Raw genomic sequence first — 21,233 nt, 5'->3', positions numbered from 1 at the left:
TTCGTCATTAACATCGGGCTCATCGGGTTGGGCCACACGGGGTTTCCCATGGCGCGTCGCCTCATCGACGCGCGCCACGACGTCGTCGCCTTCGACGCGCAAGACCCCGCGCTGGAGCGCGTCGCACTGGGAGCCCGGCCGGCCGCGTCGGCCCGGGAGGTCGCCGATCGCACCGCAACGGTCATGGTTTCGGGCCCGCGCAGCGAATTCGACACCGTGCGCGCGGTCCTCGAGACACTCGGCCGGCCGTTCTACCTCGGCGAGAAGCCGGGCTCGGCACAGACGATGAAGCTGGCCAACAACCTGCTCGCCGCCAACGTCCTGGCCGCGACGGCAGAATTCGTGGTGATGGGCGCCAAAGCCGGCCTGGACACGGCAGTGATGATCGACGTGCTCAACGCGGGCGCGGGCGCGACGAGCGCAAGCCGCGACAAGTTCCCACGAGCGATCCTCCCCCGTACCTTCGACTACGGGTTCGCCACCGGGCTGATGGTCAAAGACGTGCGACTGCACCTCGAGGAAGCCGAAGCGCTCGGCGTGCCGATGGACGTCGCCCGGGTGATCGGGCGCCTCTGGGAGGCCGCCGAGCACGACGAAGGAAGGACCCGACGCCGACTTCACCACCGTGATCAAACCGCTGGAGAAAGCGGCAGGCGTCACCGGCGGCCCGTACCACCCGCCAGCGCGGCAGCACCGGGCGGGGAAGCAACCGCACCAGAACCCGCGCCGCACGCTGAAGGCCGCGGAGAATGCTATTATCCATATAGAAGAACGACGCTCACCGATGTGACGGCAAAATCTATGGCTACCAGGCGCGATGATTAACCGAAACGCTTACCGGAAACGGATTGATCGACCCCCGACGAGAATGTTAGCTTCTCTATCATATGGGCGAGTCCGACTCGCTGTGGCTACCGAAGCCCGAGGATGGCTTTCGTGATCGAACACGCTGACGGGACCCGCACGCCGTTGATCGACGCCAGCGTGCACATCTTCTTCCCGTCCAACAAGGATTTGCGGGCCGTGCTGCGCGAGCCGTTCAAGAGCCGCGGTTTCCCCGACTACGAGATGGACTGGTACGGGGCGCCGGGCGGTGAGTACGCGCCGAACGCCGAGGGACCGGACGGCCAGTATCCGGGGTCGGATCCCGAATTCGTTGCCCACGAGCTCTTTTCGAAGCGCGGCGTCGATGTGGCAGTGCTGCACCCGATGGGGCGAGGCATCATGCCCGACCGGCACCTGGGCAGCGCGTTACATGCCGCGCACAACGAGATGATGGTGTCGCGCTGGCTCGACAACGACAGGTTCGGTGAGCGGTTCCGCGGCACCATCCGGGTCAACCCCGACGACATCGCCGGCGCGCTGCGGGAGATCGAGAGGTGGCGTGACCACCCGCGCGTCGTCCAGATCGGGGTTCCGCTGCAGTCCCGCGAGCTCTACGGCAAGCCGCAGTTCTGGCCGCTGTGGGAAGCCGCGGTCGCGGCGAACCTTCCCGTTGCGGTCCACATCGAGGTCGGCTCGGGCATCGCCTCGCCGCCCACGCCGTCCGGGAACACCCGCACCTACGAGCAGTACACGGGCTTCATGGCGCTGAACTACCTGTACCACCAGATGAACATGATCGCCGAAGGTGTGTTCGAACGTTTCGCCGGCCTGAAGTTCGTCTGGGCCGACGGCGCCGCGGACTTCCTCACGCCGTTCATCTGGCGGATGGACTGCTTCGGCCGGCCCCATCTGGAGCAGACGCCGTGGGCCCCCCGAATTCCCAGCGACTACCTGGCCGATCACGTGTATTTCGTGCAGGGCAGCCTCGACGGCCCGCCTCGCGACGCCGAGTTCGCCGGTGAATGGTTCGGCTTCACCGGCAAGGACGACATGGTGATGTTCGGCTCGAGCTATCCGCACTGGCAGTGCGCCGACGCCAAGAAGCTGCCCGCGGCGCTGTCCGCCGAGCAGCGCGAGAAACTGTGCTGGCGCAACGCGGCCGACCTGTACGGGATAGACATCGCCGTCGGCTCGGGCGCACAGTAGAGGAAGACAAGGAAACCGGAGGAGTGTCGAGATGACGCTGACCCATATGCACGAACGGGTTCCCGCCGCCGAGCGCATAGCCGTCCGGTGCGTCGACTCGGATGTCCACCCGACGCCCAAGCGCGGGGAACTGCTTCCGTACATCCCCGAGCCGTGGCGCAGCAAGTACTTCCTCACCCGCAAGGTGGGTGAGCAGATCTACTACGACGCCCCCGACTACGCACACAGCTATGCGATGCGCGTGGACACCTTCCCGCCCGACGGCGAATTCCCTTGCAGCGACCCGGATATGGCGTTCCGTCAGCTGATCATGGAGGCGGGCTCCGACATCGCGATACTGGAACCCGCCGCCTACCCGGCGCGCCTGCCCGAAGCGCAGCACGCGATGGCCTGCGCCCTGAACGACTGGCAGGCCAACCACTGGCTGGACAGCCACAACAACTGGCACGAGCGGTGGCGGGGCTCGATCTGTGCCGCCATCGAGGAGCCGGAAGCGAGCGTGCGCGAGATCGAGCGCTGGGCCGGGCACCCCTACATGGCGCAGATTCTGATCAAGGCCGAGCCGCGGCCGTCCTGGGGCCACCCGAAATACGACCCGATCTGGGCGGCGGCCACCAAGCACGACATCACGGTGAGCTGCCATCTGTCCCGCAGCCACTTCGACGAGTTGCCGACGCCGCCGGTGGGCTACCCCAGCTACAACCACGACTTCATGGTCACCTACTCGCTGCTGGCCGCAAATCAGGTCATGAGCCTGATCTTCGACGGCGTCTTCGACCGATTTCCGGCGCTGCGGATCGTGTTCGTCGAGCACGCGTTCACCTGGATCCTGCCGCTGATGTGGCGCATGGACGCCGTCTACGAGGCCCGCAAATCCTGGATCGACATCAAGCGCAAGCCGTCCGAATACGTCAAGGACCACATCAAGTTCACCACCCAGCCGCTGGACTACCCGGAGGACAAGACCGAGTTGACCCGCGCCCTGGAGTGGATGGAGTGCGACAAGATCCTGCTCTACTCCTCGGACTACCCGCACTGGACGTTCGACGACCCGCGCTGGCTGGTCAAGCACCTGCCCAAGGCGGCCCGCGAAGCGGTGATGTTCAAGAACGGCATCGCGACATACCACCTCCCCGACACGGTTCCGGTGCTCGAGGGTCAGGTCCGGGTGTTCTGAGTTGACAGAAGACCTCACCGAGCGGCCCCAGCCACGTCTGGCCCAGGGCCGCGAGCACATCGTCGCGACCGTGGCCGAAATCCCGCCCGGCACCCACAAGCTCGTCCCCATCGGCCGGCACGGCGTCGGCGTCTACAACGTCAACGGCACCTTCTACGCCATCGCGAACTACTGCCCGCACCAGGGCGGTCCGCTGTGCTCGGGCCGCGCCCGCGGCCGCACCGTCGTCGACGAGACCACCGCCGGCGACGCGGTCATGGTCCGCGACCTGGAATACATCTATTGCCCCTGGCATCAATGGGGTTTCGAGCTGGCGACCGGCACGACCGCGGTCAAGCCGGAGTGGAGCATCCGCACCTATCCGGTGCGGGTGGTCGGCAACGACGTGCTGGTGATGGCATGACACTACAGGAGAGTCTGTGTCTTCTATCGAAGTGAACGGCGGCAAAGTCGTCTACGAAATCCTCGGGGACACAGGTGATCTCATCGCCATGACGCCGGGCGGCCGGTTCAGCAAGGAAATCCCCGGGCTGCGCCCGCTGGCCGATGCACTCGTCGCCGGCGGGTACCGGGTACTGCTGTGGGACCGGCCGAACTGCGGCGCCTCCGACGTGCAGTTCTACGGACAGAGCGAGTCACACATGCGCGCCGAGACGCTGCACGGCCTATTGCAGGGCATCGGCGTAGAGCGTTGCATCCTCGCCGGGGGCTCAGGTGGCGCACGGGATTCCATCCTCACGACGATGCTCTACCCCGAGATGGTCTCCAAGCTCGTGGTGTGGAACATCGTCGGCGGCATTTACGGCACCTTCGTGCTGGGGTCCTACTACATCGTGCCGAGCATCCTCGCCGTGCGGGGCACCGGCATGGACGGCGTGGTGAAGGTGCCGGAATGGCGGGAGCGCATCGAGGAGAACCCCGACAACAAACAGCGGTTCCTCGACTTCGACTCCGGCGAGTTCCTCAAGGTGATGTTGCGCTGGCTGAACGCGTTCGTGTCCAAGCCGGGCCAGACGATTCCCGGCGTCGAGGACGAAATGTTCGACCGGATCGAAGTTCCCACGCTGATCATCCGGGGCGGCGAGAACGACATGGACCACCCGAAGCGGACTTCGCTGGAGGTCAGCTGCCTGATCAAGGGATCCACGCTCATCGACCCGCCCTGGCCCGAGGACGCCTGGGAACGCGCCTCCGAGGACCGCGCGGCGGGTCGGGTGCAGCACTTCAACATGTTCGACACCTGGGTACAGGCCGCACCCCCGATCCTGGAATTCCTGGGCTCCTGATGCGTTCACACGGTGTGGATGTGAACCTCGCAGTTCAGCGACGCCTCGAGCGCGGTGTGGATCCGGCTTTCCGGGATGCTGTCGAGATCGGCCTCGCGCAGCGTCACGTGGACGATGTCGAAGCCGTCGTCGCCGGGCGTGCGAACGATCTGGCCGGTGAGACCGAACGCGGAGAGCACACCGTGCGCGTCGTCGTCGGTGCCCCTGCTGACGTAGGTGACCACCCCGGGGGCCGGCACAGTGCCGAACGCTCTGGCGCACAGGCTGATCGCCCGGTCGGTGAGGGCCGCCACGTCGTCGCCGGCGATGAGCAGCTCCGCCTCCCGGCGGCCCGGCGGCATGGCCGCGAGATTGTTGTCGACGACGTCGGCACCCAGTTCGCGGGCGAGCCCGAGGAGCGCCGCCATGCCCTCGTCTAGTTGTGCGGGAGTCAGCAGACCCGGCGGGTCGACATTGACGCGCACCACGGCAGTTCGCATGTGCTCGAGGTTAGCCCGGCCCGGGACGTTGGGAGTCAGCTGATGGAAACCAGCGCCGCGCCGGCGATCACGGTCACCGCATGGCCCGGGTGTGCGCCGCGGCTGCTCGGCGACGAGTCCGCCCGCGCGCGCGAGGCTTACGCCACATACCGGGCGCGCGGCGGCTATCAAACGCTTGCGGCCCCCGACGAGCTGCTCGGCGAAGTCGAGCGCAGCGGTTTGCAGGGCCGTGGCGGTGCGGCCTTCCCGCTCGCGGTCAAGCTGCGCGCGGTGCGCGACAACGGGCGCGCCCGCCGGGGCGCCGTCGTGGTCGCCAACGGCGAAGAGGGCGAGCCGGCTTCGATCAAGGACCGCTGGTTGCTGCGGCACCGGCCGCACCTGGTGCTCGACGGGCTGCGGCTTGCCGCGGCGATGGTGGGCACCCACCGCGCCCACGTCTACGTCTCCGACCCGGAATCCGCGCGCAGCGTCGAAACCGCCCTGACCGAACTGGAACCCGCTGCGCTGGGCGACATCACGGTCGAGTTGTGGGACGTCGAGCCGACCTACATCGCCGGCGAGGAGACCGCGGTCACCCGCTTCATCAACGGTGGCCCGGCCAAGCCGACGGACAAGCCGCCGCGACCGTTCGAAGCCGGCGTCGGCGGGCGCCCTACCCTGGTCAGCAATGTCGAGACCCTGGCCAACCTGCCCCACCTGCAGCGCCACGGCGCGGCGGAGTTCCGCTCGCTAGGCACCTCGTTGTCACCCGGAACCTTCCTGGCGACCCTGACCGGCGGGGGCCGGCAGCCCGGCCTCTACGAGATCCCGCACGGCCTGCCGTTCGCCGAACTCCTCGCCTTGCACGGCATTTCGTCCGAGCGGGTGCGGGGCGCGCTGCTGGGCGGTTACTTCGCCGGGCTGCTCGACCGCAGCGTGCTGGACGCCACCCTGGACCACGAGACGCTGCGCGGCCTCGGCAGCGGCCTGGGGTGCGGGGCGATCGCGGTGCTCACCGACGACTGCCCGGTCGCGGTCGCCGCGTCGGTGCTGGCCTACTTCGACCGCGAGAACGCCGGGCAGTGCGGCTCGTGCTTCAACGGCACCGCGGCGATGGCCGCGGTCACCGGCGCGCTGCGGGACGGCGCCGCCACCGCCGAAGACGTCGGCCGGCTGCAACGCTGGTCGGCGATGCTGCGCGGCCGCGGTGCCTGCGCCACGCTGGACGCTGCGACCAACGTGGCGGCGAGCCTGCTTGCCCGATTTCCGGACGAAGTCGCCCGCCATCTCGACAACGCCTGCGAGGCATGCCGTGTCGACCCGTTCCGGGCCGAACGGCCCTACGAGGTCGAGGCGGTGACCCCGGCATGACAAAACCCCTGAAGATCCACCTCGACCGCACCCTGTGCGACGGGTTCGGCATCTGCGCCCAGCACGCGCCGGGCTACTTCTCGCTCGACGACTGGGGATACGCCTGCCTGATCGGCGACGGTACCGTCGCCGCCAGCGACCGCGACGACGTCATGCGGGCTCTGATGGACTGCCCGGTGCACGCGATCATGGAACTCGACGACCGCCGGCCCGACGACGTGCCGCCGCCGCTGAACGGGGACGAGGACCCGGCCGCGCACCTCAAAGTCGAGTCCAACGAAGCCGAATGGGGTTTCACGCGTTGACCGGCCGGCCCCTGCCGCTGGTCACGCAGGACAACGAGTTCTTCTGGACGTCGGGCGCCGACGGCGCGTTGCGGCTGCAGGAATGCCGGGCGTGCGCATCGCTGATCCACCCGCCGGCCCCGGTGTGCCGGTACTGCCGATCCCGTGACATGGGGATCCGGGCCGTCTCCGGCAGGGCGACGCTGGCCGGGTTCACGGTGAACCACCGGTTCAGCCTGCCCGGCATGCCGGCGCCGTACGTGGTCGCGCAGGTGGCCCTCGTCGAGGATCCGCGCATCCGGCTGACCACCAACATCGTCGAATGCGACGCCGACGGGCTCGAACTCGGCCAGCAGTTGGAGGTCCTCTTCGAGCAACACGAGGATGTGTGGCTTCCGCTGTTCCGACCGGTCGCCGACGCCGCGCCCGGCCCGCTGCCCGTCGACGAGATTGCGCCGGAACGCTTTTCCGAGCACGTCCGGCCCATGCTGACCGCGGAGAAGTTCGAGGACAAGGTCGCCCTAACCGGCATCGGCATGTCGCCGATCGGGCGCCGGTTGATGGAACCGCCGCTCTCGCTGACCGTGCAGGCCTGCGAGGCGGCCATCGCCGACGCGGGCTTGACGTTCGCCGACATCGACGGGTTGTCCACCTACCCCGGCGGCGGGAACCTCGGCGGATTCGGCGAGGGCGGGGTGACCGCGCTGGAGGCGGCGCTGGGCATCCGGCCGACCTGGCACAACGGCGGCATCGAGACGTTCGGGCCGGGCGGGTCGGTGATCGCCGCAATGCTCGCGGTCGCCGGCGGACTGGCGCGCCACGTGCTGTGCTTCCGGACGCTGTGGGAAGCGACGTTCAACGAGCTGATGAAACAGGGCAAGATCGCGCCGTCCATGGGACGCATGGCCGGCTGGATGTACCCGTTCGGCGCCACGTCGGCCGCGCACACACTGGCGATGAACGCGCAGCGGCACTTTCACCGTTACGGCACCACGAAAGAGACGCTGGGCTGGATCGCGCTGAACCAGCGAGCCAACGCCGAGCTGAACCCGACCGCCGTGTATCGGTCGCCGATGACGATGGACGACTACCTGAACGCGCGGCCCATCACCACGCCGTTCGGTTTGTACGACTGCGACGTGCCCTGCGACGGCGCGATCGCCGTCATCGTCTCCGCCGTCGACGCCGCCCGGGACCTGGCCAAGCCACCCGTCCTGGTGGAGGCCGTCGGAACGCAGATCGTCGAACGGATTGACTGGGACCAGAGCACGTTGACCCACGAACCGCAGGTCCTGGGCCAGGCCGCCCACGTGTGGACACGAACGTCGCTGCGGCCCAGCGATGTCGACGTCGCCGAACTCTACGACGGGTTCACCATGAACTGCCTGTCCTGGATCGAGGCGCTGGGCTTCTGCGGGATCGGTGAGGCCAAGGACTTCCTGGACGGCGGCAAGAACATCGCCCGCGACGGCCAGCTGCCCCTCAACACCCACGGCGGCCAGCTCTCGCACGGCCGCACCCACGGCATGGGACTCATCCACGAAGCGGTCACCCAACTGCGCGGCGAGGCCGGCGACCGGCAGGTCGCCGACGCCCGCGTCGGCGTGGTGAGCAGCGGCGGCCTCACCCCCAGCGGCGTGCTGCTGCTGCGGTCGGACACATGAACCAGGCAGTGCGGCCGCGGCTCGTCATCGTCGACGGGGTGCCGCTGTCGGCGCTGGTCGCCGAGGCCGAGTCGCCCAAAGCCGTGATCGTGGCCATCCACGGCGGCGGCACCACGGCAATGTATTTCGACTGCCCGGGCCACCCGTCGTCGTCGTTGTTACGGTCCGGTGCGGCAGCGGGATTCACCGTCGTGGCGCTCGACCGGCCCGGCTACGGCAGCTCGGCGCCCTACCCCGAGGCGATGGCCCGGCCGGAGCAACGGGTCGCCCTCGCCTACGGGGCGGTGGATCGCATCCTGGGGGAACGGCCACGCGGCGCAGGGGTGTTCCTCATGGGTCACTCCGGTGGTTGCGAACTCGCGGTGCGGATGGGCGCCGACGAGCGCGGCGCGGGCTTGCTGGGCATGGAACTGGCCGGCACCGGCCGGCAGTACCACCCCGAGGCCCGCGACATCCTGAAAGCCGCGACGCGCGAACGCCGTCCGGCCGGGCTGCGCGAACTGCTGTGGCACCCGGAGGAGCTCTACCCGCCCGAGGTCCTGAACGGCGCCACGGTGTCGCCGACGGCACCGGCCTACGAGGAACACATGGTCGCGGACTGGGTCCGCCGCGACTTCGCCGCACTCGCCCCCGCCGTGCGCATCCCCGTGCAGTTCAGCATCGCCGATCACGAAAAGGTCTGGCAGAACGACGACTCGGCGATGGACGAGATCGCGGCCTTGTTCTCCGGGGCGCCACGGTTCACCGTCCACCGCCAGCGAGGCGCGGGGCACAACCTCAGCCTCGGCCACACCGCGGCGGACTACCACGCGAAAGTCCTCTCCTTCGCCCACGAATGCGTGGCCGCGCACTCGCCGAACGGGGGTTCCGGATGAGGGTCGGATTCATCGGACTGGGCAGCCAGGGTGGGCCCATGGCACGCCGGATCGTCGAGGGCGGCCACCCGACGATGCTGTGGGCGCGCAATCCCGCGACGCTCGAGCAGTTCGCCGACACCGCGGCGACGGTGGCCAGATCACCGGCCGAGCTCGGCGCGGCCTGTGATCTGGCGTGCCTGTGCGTAGTGGGCGACGCCGACGTCTACGAGGTCGGCTGCGGCGAGAACGGCTTGCTGGCTTCGATGAAGCCGGGCAGCGTCATCGCGGTGCACAGCACCGTACACCCCGACACCTGCCGCGAGCTGGCGAAGATAGCCGCTGCGCAGGGGGTTTCGGTCGTCGACGCGCCGGTGAGCGGCGGCGGCCTTGCGGCGGCCGCGGGCCGGCTGCTGGTGATGGCCGGCGGTGACGCCGGCGTGGTCGAGCGCTGCCGCCCGGTTTTCGAAACCTATGCCGATCCGGTCGTCTACCTCGGCGAGTTGGGCTCTGGCCAGACCACCAAGCTGCTCAACAACCTGCTGTTTACCGCCAACCTCGGCACTGCGGCCACCGCCCTGTCGCTGGCCCGCGCGCTCGGTGTCGACCCCGACCGCCTCAGCGAGGTCGTCTCCCGCAGCAGCGGAAACAGCTTCGCGCTCAACGCACTCGGCGGCATCGGGGGCCTCGAACGACTCGCCGGTGTGGCCGGAGCGCTGCTGCAGAAGGACGTCCGGCTCGTCGTCGACCTCGCCGGCCGGGCCGCGGGAGACGCCGGGGCCGTGCTCGCCGCCGCGGACGCCACGCTGGCGCTGATGGGCCATCCCCGGTGAGGGTCGGGTTCGTCGGTGCGGGCCGGATGGGGCGGCCCATGGTGGCCCGGCTCGTCGCTGCCGGTCACGACGTCCGGGCCGTGGGCCGCGGCGCCGAGAAGCGCAGCGATCTCGAGACACTCGGCGCCAGCGCGGTTGCGGATGTGACCGCAGCGGCCGCGCAGGCCGACGTCGTGGTGCTGTGCGTGTTCACCGACGAACAGGTGCGCGAGGTGTGCCTGGACAGCGCGCTGCCGGCGGCCATGGCGCCGGGCTCGGCGCTGGTGGTGCACACCACCGCGAGCCCGAGGACGATGGAGGCGATCGTCGCGCGCGCCGACGGCGTCGACGTCGTGGACGCCCCCCTCAGCGGCGGCCCGCACGACATCGCGGTTGGCGGGGTCACGCTGTTCGTGGGCGGTCCCGACGACGCGGTGGCACGGGTGCGACCGGTGCTGGCGTGCTACGGCGATCCGGTCCTGCACGTCGGACCCTGCGGCGCCGGACAGAAGGTGAAGCTGGTCAACAACGCGCTGTTCGCGGGGCACATTGGCCTGCTTGGGGAATCGGTTCGGTTGGGTGAGCGCATCGGCCTGCCGGAGCCGGTGCTGCTGGAAGCGCTGGCCCATGGCAGCGCGAGCAGCCGGGTGCTGAGCCTGGTCGCGGCGAGGGGCTCCGTGGCCGCATTCGGTGAGATGGTCGGCGAGTTCGTCGCCAAAGACGTGGCCGTGGTGCGCCGCGTAGCCGGGGAACTCGGCACCGGCCTCGGTGTGCTGGACGACGTCATCACGGCTATCGGCATCGACCGGAACGGTCAGTCGGGCAGCGGCGCGCTGCCCGGCACCGGCGGCAACCGCCAGGTCTCGAATGCCATCGCCGAGAGCACGTAGACGCCGACGACGAAGATGAACTCCATCGCGGCGTGCTCGCCGAGGGTATCGGTCAACGCCTGCCAGGTCTCCCACCGTGCGTGCCCCTTGGCGAGCATCTCGTCGGCCGCCTCCAGCACCAGGCGGTCCGTGCCCTCGAAGCCCTCGTTACCGGCGGCCAGACGCGTGATGTCGTCCGCGGTAATGTCATGTCGCTCGGCCATTCTGACGTGCTGTCCCCATTCGTAGGCCGACCGCCGGGTCTGCGCCACCCGGAGAATCACCAGCTCGCGCAGCCGTGCCGGCAATTCGCCCCGTTGCAGCAGAAACCCGTTGAACGTCAAGAACGTGCGGGCCATCTTCGGGTGGCGCGCCAGCAGCCCGATGATGTCGAACCGCAACGGATCGAAGGGCTCCCCCGAGCCGGCCCTGGGCACCTGGTCGCCCGGCAGACCGAGCAGGGCACCGAACGCGGCGTATTCCGCGTCGCCCCACTGCTCGGCGGGTAGCGGTTGCAGGCGCTGTTCGGGGGTGGTCATGTCCTGCGGCCTCCGTTGACGGGGATGACTTGGCCGGTGATGTAAGAGGATTCGTCGGCGCACAGAAAGGTTACGGCGTTGGCGATGTCCTCGGGCCGGCCGGCCCGGCGCACGGGCGTGATGGAGGCGAAGTGCTCGAGGCTGGCGGTGAACCGCCCCTCGGCGATGGCCTTTTCCAGCATCGGGGTGACCACCATGCCGGGCGGCACGGTGTTGACGGTGATGCCCTTGGGGCCCAGCTCGAGCGCCAGGCTCTTGGTGAGGCCGATCAGCCCGGCCTTGGAGCTGACATAGGCCGCCATGCGCGCCTGGCCACCCTGCGCGCTCGACGACGAGATGTTCACGATGCGGCCCCATTTGGCGGCCGTCATGTCCGGCAGCACCTCCTGGCTGCAGATGAACGGCCCGCGCAGGTTGACGGCCATGACGGCGTCCCATTGGTCGTCGGTGATCTCGGCGAACTTGCCGAACTGTTCGATGCCGGCGTTGTTGACCAGGATCAGCACCGGACCGAGTTCGGCGCGCACCTCGTCCACGGCGGCCCGGACCTGGCCGCGGTCGGAGACGTCGACGGCGTGGCCGCTGACCTTGGCGCCCCCGGCGCGCAGGCGGGCCACCTCGGCGGCCAACTGGTCGCGCTGGACGTCGAAGATCGCGACGCTGGCGCCGCGCGCGACGAGCGCCTCGGCGATCGCCAGGCCCAAGCCCGATGCGCCACCGGTGACGATCGCGGTGGTTCCCTCGAAAGGCATAAGCCCGAACCCTATTCGAAGCGGATGTGCAGCCGCGTGGGCCCACGCAGGATGAACGTCGGCAGGTACGGGTCGGCCGGCAGCTCGTTGTCGGCGAACACGTCGACGGAGTCGATGTCGGTCATTCCGAGGTCTCGGCTCTTTCGAAGCTTTTCAGCATCTCGGCGGGCGGCAGCTCCATCTGCAGGTACAGGTCGATATGCCGGATCTTGCCGGCGTCGTCGAACGCGTAGACCGACAGCGAGTTGACCGAGTTGGCGAATTCGCCGATGCGGCTGCGCTCTTCGAGCTCGAGGAACACCGCGTCGGGCGTCTCGGTGATGCGCCGCAGCGAACATTCCCACTCCGAGGACGTCGCCCAGTTTGTCAGGAAGTCGACGTAGGCGGGCCAGTCCATCACTTCCTTGAAGGCGCCGACACGCTCGAACTCGTCGGTGGCCACCAGCGTGGCCAGTGGCGCCCAGCTTTCGGCGGAGAAGCCGGGCTTTTTCGCCTCGTCGACAAGGCGTTTGGTGGTCAGGCCGTACTGCAGCACGGTGCGGGAACGGCCGGCGTAGTCGTCGATGACCTCGGAAATGTCTCTCAGCACTGTGATCGCTTTCCTCTCAGACCGACACGCCGGCGGCGGCGAGGCACCGCTCGAGGGCCTCGACGTAGGCGGAGGTGCCGTGGAAGGGGCCGTGCACGCCGATCGCCACGTCCAGGAAGGCGCTGTACTCGTCGTTGACGTGGGTCTCCCAGCGGGTGACCTCGCCGTCGTCGTTGGTCTCGACGAAGCTGTAGGAGTAGAAGCCCATCTTGGTGCCGTCTTTGGTGTGTCCTTCCCACCGGGTCTTCATCACGAACCCGTTGTCGGCGGGCCAGTACTTGAAGTCGGCCGGCTTCCAGTCGGGGAACGTCAGCGAGTACGCCTTGGCCTCCATCGTCGACGCCCGCGCCGACTCCTCGGGGAACTCGCTGAGCAGGAAGGCCCGGTCGCCGGTGAAGTACGGCGACGCATACATCGCGTCGGCGGCGAACTTCCAGACGTCGACGAAAGCCTCCCCTTCCTGAATCCCCTGGCGCAGATAGGCGTTGCGGTAGGCCTCGGCCATGCGGCGGTGCAGGGCGAGGCGTTCGTGGAGAGTCGGCGTCATTTCCCGCCTTCCGCGAGGTAGCGGTCCAGGACCGAGTGGTAGTAGGCGATGACGACTTCCTCCTTGACCAGGGACATGTGGTCGAGCCTGCCGTTGCGCAGGCCGATCTGCTGGCGTGGCATCTGCTCGTAATCCTGTTGCAGCGCCTCGAAATACTTGTAGCTGCCCGGCTCGTCGACGTCGATCGGGCTCGCGCGGAAGGCATCCCGGTGCTCGTCGGGCAGGTACATGTAGCTGCTGACGTGCCAGATGCAGCGGTTGGGGTCGCCGTCGGGGTGCGGGAACGCCATGATGACGTGGCATTCGCCGGCGCGGACGGTCATGAAGAAGTTCGGGAACAGCACCCAGCCCTGGTTGTCGCTCATCTGCGCGTCGGTCAGCCCGCTGACGTCCAGGCCCATGCCGGTCAGGGTGTCGCGGGTGGCCTGCTGCAGCAGCTTGCGGGCGTTGACGCCGTCCGGGAAGTCCACCGATCCGTCGGCGGCGCGGTACTCGCCGACGAGTTGCTCGAAGCGGGGCAGTACGGCGGCCGTCGAGGGGAACGTCTCGGGCAGATCCATGATGCCGTCGACCTGCGCCTGCGCGCCGGCGGCCTGCACCTCGAACGGCGCGACGGCCACGCTGTGCCTCTCGAAGAACCGGTAGCGGCTCTTGGCGGGGTCGATCTGGATGACGCGCAGCAGTTGCGGGTGGATGCCGTTGATGTGGTAGCCCTCGTTGAAGGCGTCCATGACGACCTTCCAGTTGCAGTCGATGGCCTCGCGGACGTCCATGACGGTGGTGAATTGCTCGAGGTGGTAGGGCGCCAGCAGCTCCGCGACCTCCGGGCCCAGGTAGTCGGCAAGTGGCGCCGCATCCGGGTCGGGATTGAGGAAGATGAAGCCGCCGAAGGTGTCGACGGACACCGGCAGCAGCCCGTTCCCATCCTTCGCTTCGGGACCGACGGAGTTCTCCCGCTCCCGCAGCGCCCCCCGCATCTTGCCCTCGAGGTCGTAGGACCACAGGTGGTACTGGCACAGGAACCCCCGCTTGGCGTTCCCGGTGCCGCTACACAGCATGTTGCCGCGATGCCGGCACGCGTTGACGAAGCCGCGCAGCTTCTCGTCCTTGCCGCGGACGACGATGAACGACTGGTCGAAGACCTGGTAGACCTTCCAGTCCCCGGCCTTGGGCAGGTCGTCGACCCGCCCGGCGATCTGCCACACCCGCATCCAGATCGCTTCCCGCTCGCGCCGCTGGAACTCGGCCGACGTGTAACGGTCGGTCGGAATCCGCGTGGGATGGAGGTCATGGTCGTCGGGCAGGGCGCCGGTGGCGTCCACCCACGCACCGGGCCGCGTGGTTTCGACGAAATCCGTTGACATGGTCTGTCCTCCTGGGACGCCTCGGGGCTGTGGCACCCATCACCTTATACGCGAACGTATCTTATATACAAGAATGTATATCGCGACGGGATCGACATCGCCCGCGGGGCCTGCCGGCCCGCTCGATCTGGGAGAATGACCCGATGGCCGAACGGTGGACCCGGGAGAGACGCGTCGAGCACACCCGCACCCTGCTGCTCGATGCGGCCGAGGAACTGTTCGCGCGCAAGGGCTTCAGCGGCGCCGCCCTCGAGGACATCGCCGACACGGCGGGCTACACCCGGGGCGCCATCTACGCCCATTTCGGCGGCAAGGAGGAGTTGTTCCTCGCGCTCATCGAGCGCCATCGGCAGCGGTTCCTCGACGGCTTCGCCGACGTCATCTCGTCGGCCCACAGCCTCGAGGAAGTCGACGTGGGCGAGCTGGCGGACCGCTGGCGGGACCTGATGAGCAAAGACGGGACCGACCAGGCCGCGCTGGGGCACGAGTTCACCCTTTTCCTGCTGCGCAGCCCCGAGGCCCGCGAGCGGGTCGCCGCCCAGCGGCGCGAGACGGTCCGCTGGCTCAGCGACTACCTGACCGAGGGGGTGGCGCGCCTGGGCGGACGACTGCGCGTACCGGCGCCGACGATGGCGCGGGTGTTGCTGGCCACCAACGAGGGCATCACCCTGGCCAGCCATCTCGACGGCGAGGACCTCTACGGCGCCTGGCTGGCGATGATCATCTCGAGCATCGAACCCGCCGCTGCGGACGGCGCGAACATCGCCTGAGTCAGCCCCGGGGCAGCCGTCCGCGGCGGCCCGGGAACCGCGACGACATGGCGCGTTTTTGGTTCTTTCGGCTGCGCGCCCGAACCGCTACCGTTAGCGTTACAGTCAGGCATTCAACCGTAACGGTTCCGGCCCGCAGCTGACACGAGGGAGTGTGCAGTGACCAAGCCCCAGGTCGTCTTCGATCCGTTCTCCGAGGAGTACTTCAACAATCCGTTCGACATCTATCGACGGATGCGCGAGGAAGCGCCGCTGTACTACGACGAGAAAGAGGACTTCTACGCGTTGACCCGCCACGAGGACGTCGCGGCCGCGTTCAAGGACTTCGAGACCTACTCCTCGGCGCGGGGCTGCGACCTGGCGATGGTGCGCAAGGGCATCCCCGCCGAGCTGAAGTCGATCATCTTCATGGACCCGCCCGAGCACCGGCACATGCGCAGCCTGCTCAACAAGGCCTTCACCCCCAGGGCCATTCAGTCCCAGCGCGAGACGATCATCGAGGTCATCGACAAGTACCTGGGCGCGGCCGACCCCGACCGCTTCGACGTCGTGCAGGACTTCTCCGGGCCGTTCCCGGTGGAGGTCATCACCCGGATGGCCGGGGTTCCCGAGGAATACCGCCAGCAGGTGCGGCACTGGATCGACACCAGCCTGCACCGCGAACCCGGGCAGATCGAGGTCGGCGAAGCCGGCATGCAGGCCAACATCGACACCGCGATGTACTACTTCACCCTGGTGCAGGAGCGGCGCGAGAACCCGCAGGACGACATGATCAGCCGGCTGATCGCCGCCGAGATCCCCGGCGAGGACGGTCAGCTGCGCAAGCTCGACGACATCGAGATCTGCGGTTTCGCAACGCTTCTGGGCGGCGCCGGCGCCGAGACCGTCACCAAGCTGATGGGCAACGCGGCGGTGATCTTCGCCCAGCACCCCGACCAGTGGCAGAAGCTGCAGGAGGACCGCGAGAAGGTCCCCGGCGCCGTGGAGGAGTTGCTGCGCTACGAGGGACCGGTGCAGTACAACGTGCGCTGGACGCTCAAGGAGGCGCACGTCAGCGGCGGCGTGATCCCGGCGCACAAGCCCGTGTTCCTGTGCGGTGCCGCGGCCAACCGCGACCCGGAGGCCTTCACCGACGCCGACACGTTCGACATCGAGCGCGACCAGACCGAGGCGCAGCACCTCGGCCTGGGATACGGGATTCACAGTTGCCTCGGCGCGGCGCTGGCCCGCCTGGAGAGCAGGATCGCGCTGGAGAAGCTGCTCGACTTCATGCCCCGCTACGAGCTGGACTGGGACGGCCTGCAGCGCGTCCACATGCAGAATGTCGCGGGGTGGCAGAACGTACCCGTCAAGGTGCTGCGCTGAGGGGGTTGGGCGTGAAGAAGATCGAAGTCGACTGGGGCCTGTGTGAAAGCAACGGCGTGTGCATGGGCATCATCCCGGAGGTCTTTCAGCTCGGCGACGACGACATGCTGAGCGTCCTGCAAACGGAGGTCACGCCCGAGATCGAGCCGCAGGTGCGTGAGGCCGTCCGCCAGTGCCCCCGGCAGGCGATCTCGATCGTGGAAGAGTGATCAGCCGGGGGCCGAAGGCATTTCGAAGCCGCTGATGATTACCGCGTTGCAGTCGGCCGCTGCCTGGCGCAGCTTCGCGGCCTTCTGATAGCCCTCCGACTCGTACCACGCACGCGCGGCCTCGACCGATTCGAACTCCAGCACCACGGTCTGGTCGCCGTGCCAGGTGCCCTCGATGACCTTGGGCGCGGTGTCGACCGCCAGGATGGTGGCGCCGGCCATCGCGGTTCCGGCGGCCTTGCCGTAGGCCTTCATGCCCTCCGGATCCCTGATGGCCTCGGTGAGGATCACATACCCTTTTGCCACTCGAATCTCCTTACCCGCGTTAGGTTTTGCTGATGGCCTGCTCGGGGCAGCAGTCGATGGCCTCCCCGACCGCCGCCTCCAGCTCCGTGGGGACCTCGGACTCTATGGCCTCCGCGTAACCGTCGTCGGTCAGGCTGAACACCTCAGGGCACAGCGTGACGCAGACGCCGTGGCCGCGGCAGCGCTGATCGTCGACGGAGACCCTCATGCCGAGAATTCCAGGTGCAACTCGGTCAGGCCGCGCAGGATGTAGGTCGGAACGTATTGATAGCGGCGGTCATTGGCCGGGCCGTGCGCGCGTTCGTCGATCCTGATGTCGGACGTGCGGTCGAGCAGGCGTTCGAGGGCCACCCGGGTTTCGGCGCGGGCCAGCGGCGCGCCGGGGCAGCTGTGGATGCCCCGCCCGAATGCGATGTGCTGGCGCGCGTTCTTGCGGGCCGGGTCGAAGGTGGTGGGGTCCTCGAACCGGCGCGGGTCGCGGTTGGCGGCCGCCTGCACGATCATCACGGTGGTGCCCGAAGGCAGGTCGACCCCGCCGACGTTGACCGGCACCCGGTTCAACCGGAAGTCGCCCTTGACCGGGCTCTCGATGCGCAGCGCCTCCTCGATGAAGTTGGGGATCAGGCTGCGGTCCTTGCGCAGCTGCGCCTGGATGTCGGGGCGCTCCCCGAGTATCTGCAGGGCCGCACCCAGCAGGCGCACGGTGGTCTCCTGGCCCGCCGAGAACACGTTGCTGGCGACGCGGGCCACGTCTTCGACGTCGGGAACCGAGCCGTCGGGGAAGGTCGCGGTGGCCAGGCCAGTCAGCACGTCGTCGCGGGGTTCCCGGCGGCGGTCGGCGACGTAGTCGGAGAACAGGCCGTAGAGGAACTCCAGCGGGCTGTGCGCCAGCGACCCCTTGGTGCCGCCGACGCCGCCGCCCGCGTGTCCCGCGATGCCCTTGACGAACTTGTCGCGGTCCTCCATCGGCACGCCCAGTAGGTCGGCGATCACCAGCAGCGTGAACGGGCCGGCGAAGCCCTTGATGAATTCGCCGTGCCCGGGCGCGAGGAACTCGTCGAGCACCTGATCGGCGAGCGCCCACATGGCGTCCTCGTTCTCCTTGAGGCGCTTGGGGGTGATCAGCCGCATCATCAGGGAGCGGTGGTTGGTGTGGGTCGGCGGGTCGAGGGTGGGAAGCTGGTCGCTGAACGGCAACTCGTCGCGATGTTTCTCGATCAGCTCGGTGATGTCACTGTCTCCCAGACTCTCGAGGCTTACCGGAAAGCCCGGGAACGGGCCCGTAACCGAGATGCACGAGGACCACGTCTCGGCATCGTTGAGCACCGCACACGCCTCGTCCCAACCGGTGATCATGGTGACGTTGTGATGGCTTTCCCGTGTCACGGGGCACCGCTGACGCAGCGCCTCGTAGTAGGGGTACGGGTCTGCGATGAGCTCGCTGCCGCGGAAGAAGTCCGGCTCGGAGAATTCCTTGGTCATCTCCAGCTCCTCGAATCTCGGTTAGTGAGAACGTGCCTCTCGCAGGTGAGTATTACATTTCCATATGCGTGTGTTCGTCGTCAACGAGGGCTCCGATGAGGCTCGCTCCCCCGCCGGTTCAGCGGGCGGGCACCAGATCGGCGGCCACCGACGGCCAGGCCAGCAGTCCGCTGCGGAACGTTTCGGTATGGCCGATCGAGCCGTGCGGGACGGCCGCCGCGGCCAGCGCCTGGGACTTGAAGATCTGGGCGGCCATGCTCAGGCGGTGCTGAACCAGGCCCACGCTCTCGTCGAGCTCGGCCGGCCAGTCCTCCCCCCACAAAGTGACCTCGGTGACGCCGTGGTCGAGGGCCTGCAACACGCCCTGGCGCACCCGGGCGTCGCACCCGAACAGATCCGCCGCGGCCGCCAGGGCCTGCGGACGCGGACGGGATTCCATCGTCGCCAAGACGTCCTCCAGGTCGAGCACCCGCGCACCGAGGATCTGCAGCGGCCGGGGGTCGGGGTGATCGGCGACCAGCACCGTAACGTCCCATCCCGCCATTGCGCGGTCGAAGAGCCAGCCGCCGGCGAACCCGACCACGTCGACGACGCCGGTGGCCACCACGTCGAGCCGGTACCTCATGTCGTCGCGCTCGTCTCGCCCGTTGCCGGGGGCGCGAAGTCCCTCGCCAACGTCTCGGCGTACTGCTTGAACACCTCGGTGAGCGGTATTGAAGGGTCGAGCAACCATGTGGTTTCCATTCCGTGGACGAAGGCGAGAATCTCCACTGCCTTGATGGCGGGGTCTATGTCCGTGCGGTAGCGGCCGTCGGCCTGACCGCCGCGGATGAGGTCGGCGACGATGTCGACCGCGGCCCGGTGCCTGGCCAGCATGCGGTCGTGCAGCGGGGCTTCGGGAAGGATGTTCTCCACCAGGAGCACCGTGAACGTGCCCACCAGTTCGGGCGCGCGGTGGAAGCGGTCGGCGACCTGGGCGATCTGGGCGAGCAGGTCGCCGGTCCGGTCGGCGTGCACCTCGTCGTCGAGGTCGCGCGCGTCGAGCACCGCGTGCAGCAACTGCTCCTTGGATTCGAAGTGGTGCAGCAGCCCTGCGGGGGTCACCCCGGCTTCGCCGGCTATCTGGGCCAGCGTCGTATTGCGCCAGCCGTTGCGGATGAGCAGGCGCTGGGCGACCTCGAGGATCCGCTGCTTGCGGTCCTCGCCCTTGGCGAGGAGCGTGTCGTACCGCCGCGTGTCGGGCACCGAATTCGTCCGTCCGCCGGATGAACAACCTAGTGAACACACAGTAGGTTGGTTTGGCGACTGTGACAAGGGTCTCACATGAGCTGTTTTTCGGCGGTTGTCGCGCCCCGCTAACCGACGAGTTCCACGAGGGTCGCGTTGGCCGTGCCGCCCCCCTCGCACATGGTCTGCAGGCCGTAGCGGATCCCGTTGTCTCGCATGTGGTGCGCCATGCGCGTCATCAGCACCGCACCGGAGGCGCCCAGCGGATGCCCGAGGGCGATGGCGCCGCCCAGCGGGTTGACCAGGCCCGCGTCGGCGCCCGTCTCGGCCAGCCACGCCAGCGGGACCGGCGCGAAGGCCTCGTTCACCTCGAACACGCCCACCTCCGACAGCGCAACGCCGGCCTTCTTCAGCACCTTCTCGGTCGCCGGGATGGGACCGGTGAGCATGAGCACCGGATCCGCGCCGGTGACCGCGCCCGCGCGGTAGCGCACAATCGGCGTCAGCCCCAGTTCGAGCGCCATCTGCGAGGTGGTCACCAGCAGCGCGGCGGCCCCGTCGGAGATCTGCGAGGAGTTGCCCGCGTGGATGACCCCGTCCTCGACGAATGCCGGCTTGAGCGTGCCCAGCTTCTCGACGCTGGTCCCGCGCCGAATGCCCTCGTCCGCGGTGACGACGGCCCCGTCCTCGGTGAAGACCGGCACGATCTGGTCGGTGAAGGCGCCGCGGTCCTGGGCCGCGGCGGCCCGCTCGTGGGACAGGGCCGAGTATTCGTCGAGCCGCGTGCGGGACAGGCCCCACTTCTTGGCGATCATCTCCGCGGACAGGCCCTGGTTGAAGGAGAAGTCGTCATAGCGGGCCAGGACTTTGGGGCCGTACGGCATCCCCGTCGCCCGGGCCGCCCCCAGCGGGACCCGGCTCATCACCTCGACGCCGCCGGCCACCACGACATCCTGCTGGCCGGACATCACTGCCTGGACCGCGAAGTCCAGGGCCTGCTGGCTGGAACCACACGCGCGGTTGACCGTCGTCCCGGGGATGGTTTCCGGCCACCCGGCGGCCAGCACCGCGTAGCGGCCGATGTTGCTGGACTGGTCGCCGACCTGCGACACGCATCCCCAGATCACGTCGTCGACGATCTCCGGGCCGACGCCGGTACGTTCCAGCAGTTCGTTGAGGACGACCGCGGACAGGTCGGCGGCGTGCAGGCCCGACAACCCGCCGTTGCGCTTCCCGACTGGCGTGCGTACCGCTTCGACGATGACCGTTTCACGCAT

General features: G+C 68.4%; 25 protein-coding genes and 1 pseudogene. 14 read left to right on the top strand and 12 right to left on the bottom strand.

The window, feature by feature from the left end:
• Positions 1-6: 6 nt before the first annotated feature.
• From AB8998_RS05965 to AB8998_RS05945, 5 genes and pseudogenes are all read left to right on the top strand, one after another.
• Positions 7-667: pseudogene (locus tag AB8998_RS05965) on the top strand (NAD(P)-dependent oxidoreductase); the annotation flags it as partial.
• A 269-nt stretch (positions 668-936) separates the two neighbouring features.
• Positions 937-2,031: an amidohydrolase family protein gene (locus AB8998_RS05960; RefSeq protein ID WP_369737040.1), complete on the top strand. Its 1,095-nt coding sequence runs from the start codon at positions 937-939 to the stop codon at positions 2,029-2,031.
• Positions 2,032-2,062: 31 nt separating this feature from the next.
• Positions 2,063-3,208 (top strand): amidohydrolase family protein, encoded by a 1,146-nt coding sequence (locus AB8998_RS05955; protein ID WP_369737039.1) that lies wholly within the window; start codon positions 2,063-2,065, stop codon positions 3,206-3,208.
• 1 nt (position 3,209) lies between these two features.
• On the top strand, positions 3,210-3,611 hold the full coding sequence (locus AB8998_RS05950; protein WP_369737038.1) for a Rieske (2Fe-2S) protein: 402 nt from the start codon (positions 3,210-3,212) through the stop codon (positions 3,609-3,611).
• Positions 3,612-3,627: 16 nt separating this feature from the next.
• Positions 3,628-4,494: an alpha/beta fold hydrolase gene (locus AB8998_RS05945; protein WP_369737037.1), complete on the top strand. Its 867-nt coding sequence runs from the start codon at positions 3,628-3,630 to the stop codon at positions 4,492-4,494.
• 5 nt (positions 4,495-4,499) lie between these two features.
• Here AB8998_RS05945 and AB8998_RS05940 read toward each other — a convergent pair whose 3' ends face one another.
• The gene (locus tag AB8998_RS05940; protein ID WP_369737036.1) at positions 4,500-4,973 is read right to left on the bottom strand and encodes a hypothetical protein; all 474 of its coding nucleotides are present in this window, start codon (positions 4,971-4,973) and stop codon (positions 4,500-4,502) included.
• Positions 4,974-5,015: 42 nt separating this feature from the next.
• Here AB8998_RS05940 and AB8998_RS05935 point away from each other — a divergent pair, with 42 nt between their 5' ends.
• The 6 genes from AB8998_RS05935 to AB8998_RS05910 are packed head-to-tail and all read left to right on the top strand — an operon-like array spanning position 5,016 to position 10,827.
• Positions 5,016-6,323, top strand: a complete 1,308-nt coding sequence (locus AB8998_RS05935) for an NADH-ubiquinone oxidoreductase-F iron-sulfur binding region domain-containing protein (RefSeq protein ID WP_369737035.1) — start codon at positions 5,016-5,018, stop codon at positions 6,321-6,323.
• An 8-nt stretch (positions 6,324-6,331) separates the two neighbouring features.
• A complete protein-coding gene (locus AB8998_RS05930) occupies positions 6,332-6,628 on the top strand; it encodes a ferredoxin (RefSeq protein WP_369741444.1) in 297 nt (98 codons plus the stop codon).
• Positions 6,610-8,271, top strand: a complete 1,662-nt coding sequence (locus tag AB8998_RS05925) for a thiolase C-terminal domain-containing protein (RefSeq protein ID WP_369737034.1) — start codon at positions 6,610-6,612, stop codon at positions 8,269-8,271. Before AB8998_RS05930 ends, AB8998_RS05925 begins: the two co-directional genes overlap by 19 nt.
• Complete coding sequence (locus AB8998_RS05920) at positions 8,268-9,146, top strand: alpha/beta hydrolase (RefSeq protein WP_369737033.1); 879 nt, start codon at positions 8,268-8,270, stop codon at positions 9,144-9,146. Before AB8998_RS05925 ends, AB8998_RS05920 begins: the two co-directional genes overlap by 4 nt.
• The gene (locus AB8998_RS05915; protein ID WP_369737032.1) at positions 9,143-9,958 is read left to right on the top strand and encodes an NAD(P)-dependent oxidoreductase; all 816 of its coding nucleotides are present in this window, start codon (positions 9,143-9,145) and stop codon (positions 9,956-9,958) included. The genes AB8998_RS05920 and AB8998_RS05915 overlap by 4 nt, the downstream gene beginning before the upstream one ends.
• Positions 9,955-10,827 carry an NAD(P)-dependent oxidoreductase gene (locus AB8998_RS05910; RefSeq protein ID WP_369737031.1) on the top strand — a complete coding sequence of 291 codons (873 nt, stop codon included), beginning with the start codon at positions 9,955-9,957 and terminating at the stop codon, positions 10,825-10,827. The genes AB8998_RS05915 and AB8998_RS05910 overlap by 4 nt, the downstream gene beginning before the upstream one ends.
• Here AB8998_RS05910 and AB8998_RS05905 read toward each other — a convergent pair.
• The 5 genes from AB8998_RS05905 to AB8998_RS05885 form a co-directional block, all read right to left on the bottom strand.
• Positions 10,752-11,345, bottom strand: coding sequence for a carboxymuconolactone decarboxylase family protein (locus tag AB8998_RS05905; RefSeq protein WP_369737030.1), 594 nt, complete (start codon positions 11,343-11,345; stop codon positions 10,752-10,754). The two genes, AB8998_RS05910 and AB8998_RS05905, sit on opposite strands and share 76 nt — an antisense overlap.
• Positions 11,342-12,097 (bottom strand): SDR family NAD(P)-dependent oxidoreductase, encoded by a 756-nt coding sequence (locus AB8998_RS05900; RefSeq protein WP_369737029.1) that lies wholly within the window; start codon positions 12,095-12,097, stop codon positions 11,342-11,344. The genes AB8998_RS05905 and AB8998_RS05900 overlap by 4 nt, the downstream gene beginning before the upstream one ends.
• Positions 12,098-12,218: 121 nt before the next feature.
• A complete protein-coding gene (locus AB8998_RS05895) occupies positions 12,219-12,683 on the bottom strand; it encodes a hypothetical protein (protein WP_369741443.1) in 465 nt (154 codons plus the stop codon).
• Positions 12,684-12,702: 19 nt separating this feature from the next.
• A complete protein-coding gene (locus AB8998_RS05890; RefSeq protein WP_369737028.1) occupies positions 12,703-13,233 on the bottom strand; it encodes a hypothetical protein in 531 nt (176 codons plus the stop codon).
• Positions 13,230-14,597 carry an aromatic ring-hydroxylating oxygenase subunit alpha gene (locus tag AB8998_RS05885; RefSeq protein ID WP_369737027.1) on the bottom strand — a complete coding sequence of 456 codons (1,368 nt, stop codon included), beginning with the start codon at positions 14,595-14,597 and terminating at the stop codon, positions 13,230-13,232. The genes AB8998_RS05890 and AB8998_RS05885 overlap by 4 nt, the downstream gene beginning before the upstream one ends.
• 143 nt (positions 14,598-14,740) lie before the next feature.
• Between AB8998_RS05885 and AB8998_RS05880 the strand changes: the two genes are divergently transcribed.
• The 3 genes from AB8998_RS05880 (at position 14,741) to AB8998_RS05870 (ending at position 16,941) form a co-directional block, all read left to right on the top strand.
• Positions 14,741-15,367, top strand: coding sequence for a TetR/AcrR family transcriptional regulator (locus tag AB8998_RS05880; RefSeq protein WP_369737026.1), 627 nt, complete (start codon positions 14,741-14,743; stop codon positions 15,365-15,367).
• 159 nt (positions 15,368-15,526) lie between these two features.
• On the top strand, positions 15,527-16,732 hold the full coding sequence (locus tag AB8998_RS05875) for a cytochrome P450 (RefSeq protein WP_369737025.1): 1,206 nt from the start codon (positions 15,527-15,529) through the stop codon (positions 16,730-16,732).
• 11 nt (positions 16,733-16,743) lie between these two features.
• The gene (locus tag AB8998_RS05870) at positions 16,744-16,941 is read left to right on the top strand and encodes a ferredoxin (RefSeq protein WP_369737024.1); all 198 of its coding nucleotides are present in this window, start codon (positions 16,744-16,746) and stop codon (positions 16,939-16,941) included.
• Here the strand turns inward: AB8998_RS05870 and AB8998_RS05865 are convergent, their stop codons facing one another.
• The 6 genes from AB8998_RS05865 to AB8998_RS05840 all read right to left on the bottom strand — a co-directional run bounded on the left by AB8998_RS05865 (position 16,942) and on the right by AB8998_RS05840 (position 21,233).
• On the bottom strand, positions 16,942-17,196 hold the full coding sequence (locus tag AB8998_RS05865) for a DUF1330 domain-containing protein (RefSeq protein WP_369741441.1): 255 nt from the start codon (positions 17,194-17,196) through the stop codon (positions 16,942-16,944).
• Between the two features lie 70 nt (positions 17,197-17,266).
• Positions 17,267-17,455 carry a ferredoxin gene (locus AB8998_RS05860; RefSeq protein ID WP_369737023.1) on the bottom strand — a complete coding sequence of 63 codons (189 nt, stop codon included), beginning with the start codon at positions 17,453-17,455 and terminating at the stop codon, positions 17,267-17,269.
• The gene (locus AB8998_RS05855) at positions 17,452-18,729 is read right to left on the bottom strand and encodes a cytochrome P450 (protein ID WP_369737022.1); all 1,278 of its coding nucleotides are present in this window, start codon (positions 18,727-18,729) and stop codon (positions 17,452-17,454) included. Before AB8998_RS05855 ends, AB8998_RS05860 begins: the two co-directional genes overlap by 4 nt.
• Before the next feature lie 118 nt (positions 18,730-18,847).
• Complete coding sequence (locus AB8998_RS05850; protein WP_369737021.1) at positions 18,848-19,354, bottom strand: hypothetical protein; 507 nt, start codon at positions 19,352-19,354, stop codon at positions 18,848-18,850.
• Positions 19,351-19,974 carry a TetR/AcrR family transcriptional regulator gene (locus tag AB8998_RS05845; RefSeq protein WP_369737020.1) on the bottom strand — a complete coding sequence of 208 codons (624 nt, stop codon included), beginning with the start codon at positions 19,972-19,974 and terminating at the stop codon, positions 19,351-19,353. The genes AB8998_RS05850 and AB8998_RS05845 overlap by 4 nt, the downstream gene beginning before the upstream one ends.
• A gap of 110 nt (positions 19,975-20,084) precedes the next feature.
• The gene (locus tag AB8998_RS05840; RefSeq protein ID WP_369737019.1) at positions 20,085-21,233 is read right to left on the bottom strand and encodes a thiolase family protein; all 1,149 of its coding nucleotides are present in this window, start codon (positions 21,231-21,233) and stop codon (positions 20,085-20,087) included.

The sequence above is a fragment of the Mycobacterium sp. HUMS_12744610 genome, from assembly GCF_041206865.1.
Classification (GTDB): domain Bacteria; phylum Actinomycetota; class Actinomycetes; order Mycobacteriales; family Mycobacteriaceae; genus Mycobacterium; species Mycobacterium servetii.
Note: the sequence above shows the minus strand (reverse complement) of the source record. Positions and strands in the feature narration are given on the sequence as shown.

Excerpts from the sequence above, each read along its gene's own strand:
- AB8998_RS05920 (WP_369737033.1), top strand. The coding sequence starts at position 8,268 with ATGAACCAGGCAGTGCGGCCGCGGCTCGTCATCGTCGACGGGGTGCCG.
- AB8998_RS05915 (WP_369737032.1), top strand. The coding sequence starts at position 9,143 with ATGAGGGTCGGATTCATCGGACTGGGCAGCCAGGGTGGGCCCATGGCA.
- AB8998_RS05855 (WP_369737022.1), bottom strand. The coding sequence starts at position 18,729 with ATGACCAAGGAATTCTCCGAGCCGGACTTCTTCCGCGGCAGCGAGCTC.
- AB8998_RS05955 (WP_369737039.1), top strand. The coding sequence starts at position 2,063 with ATGACGCTGACCCATATGCACGAACGGGTTCCCGCCGCCGAGCGCATA.
- AB8998_RS05900 (WP_369737029.1), bottom strand. The coding sequence starts at position 12,097 with ATGCCTTTCGAGGGAACCACCGCGATCGTCACCGGTGGCGCATCGGGC.
- AB8998_RS05880 (WP_369737026.1), top strand. The coding sequence starts at position 14,741 with ATGGCCGAACGGTGGACCCGGGAGAGACGCGTCGAGCACACCCGCACC.
- AB8998_RS05865 (WP_369741441.1), bottom strand. The coding sequence starts at position 17,196 with ATGAAGGCCTACGGCAAGGCCGCCGGAACCGCGATGGCCGGCGCCACC.
- AB8998_RS05905 (WP_369737030.1), bottom strand. The coding sequence starts at position 11,345 with ATGACCACCCCCGAACAGCGCCTGCAACCGCTACCCGCCGAGCAGTGG.
- AB8998_RS05840 (WP_369737019.1), bottom strand. The coding sequence starts at position 21,233 with ATGCGTGAAACGGTCATCGTCGAAGCGGTACGCACGCCAGTCGGGAAG.
- AB8998_RS05885 (WP_369737027.1), bottom strand. The coding sequence starts at position 14,597 with ATGTCAACGGATTTCGTCGAAACCACGCGGCCCGGTGCGTGGGTGGAC.
- AB8998_RS05935 (WP_369737035.1), top strand. The coding sequence starts at position 5,016 with ATGGAAACCAGCGCCGCGCCGGCGATCACGGTCACCGCATGGCCCGGG.
- AB8998_RS05890 (WP_369737028.1), bottom strand. The coding sequence starts at position 13,233 with ATGACGCCGACTCTCCACGAACGCCTCGCCCTGCACCGCCGCATGGCC.
- AB8998_RS05940 (WP_369737036.1), bottom strand. The coding sequence starts at position 4,973 with ATGCGAACTGCCGTGGTGCGCGTCAATGTCGACCCGCCGGGTCTGCTG.
- AB8998_RS05860 (WP_369737023.1), bottom strand. The coding sequence starts at position 17,455 with ATGAGGGTCTCCGTCGACGATCAGCGCTGCCGCGGCCACGGCGTCTGC.
- AB8998_RS05850 (WP_369737021.1), bottom strand. The coding sequence starts at position 19,354 with ATGAGGTACCGGCTCGACGTGGTGGCCACCGGCGTCGTCGACGTGGTC.
- AB8998_RS05925 (WP_369737034.1), top strand. The coding sequence starts at position 6,610 with ATGGGGTTTCACGCGTTGACCGGCCGGCCCCTGCCGCTGGTCACGCAG.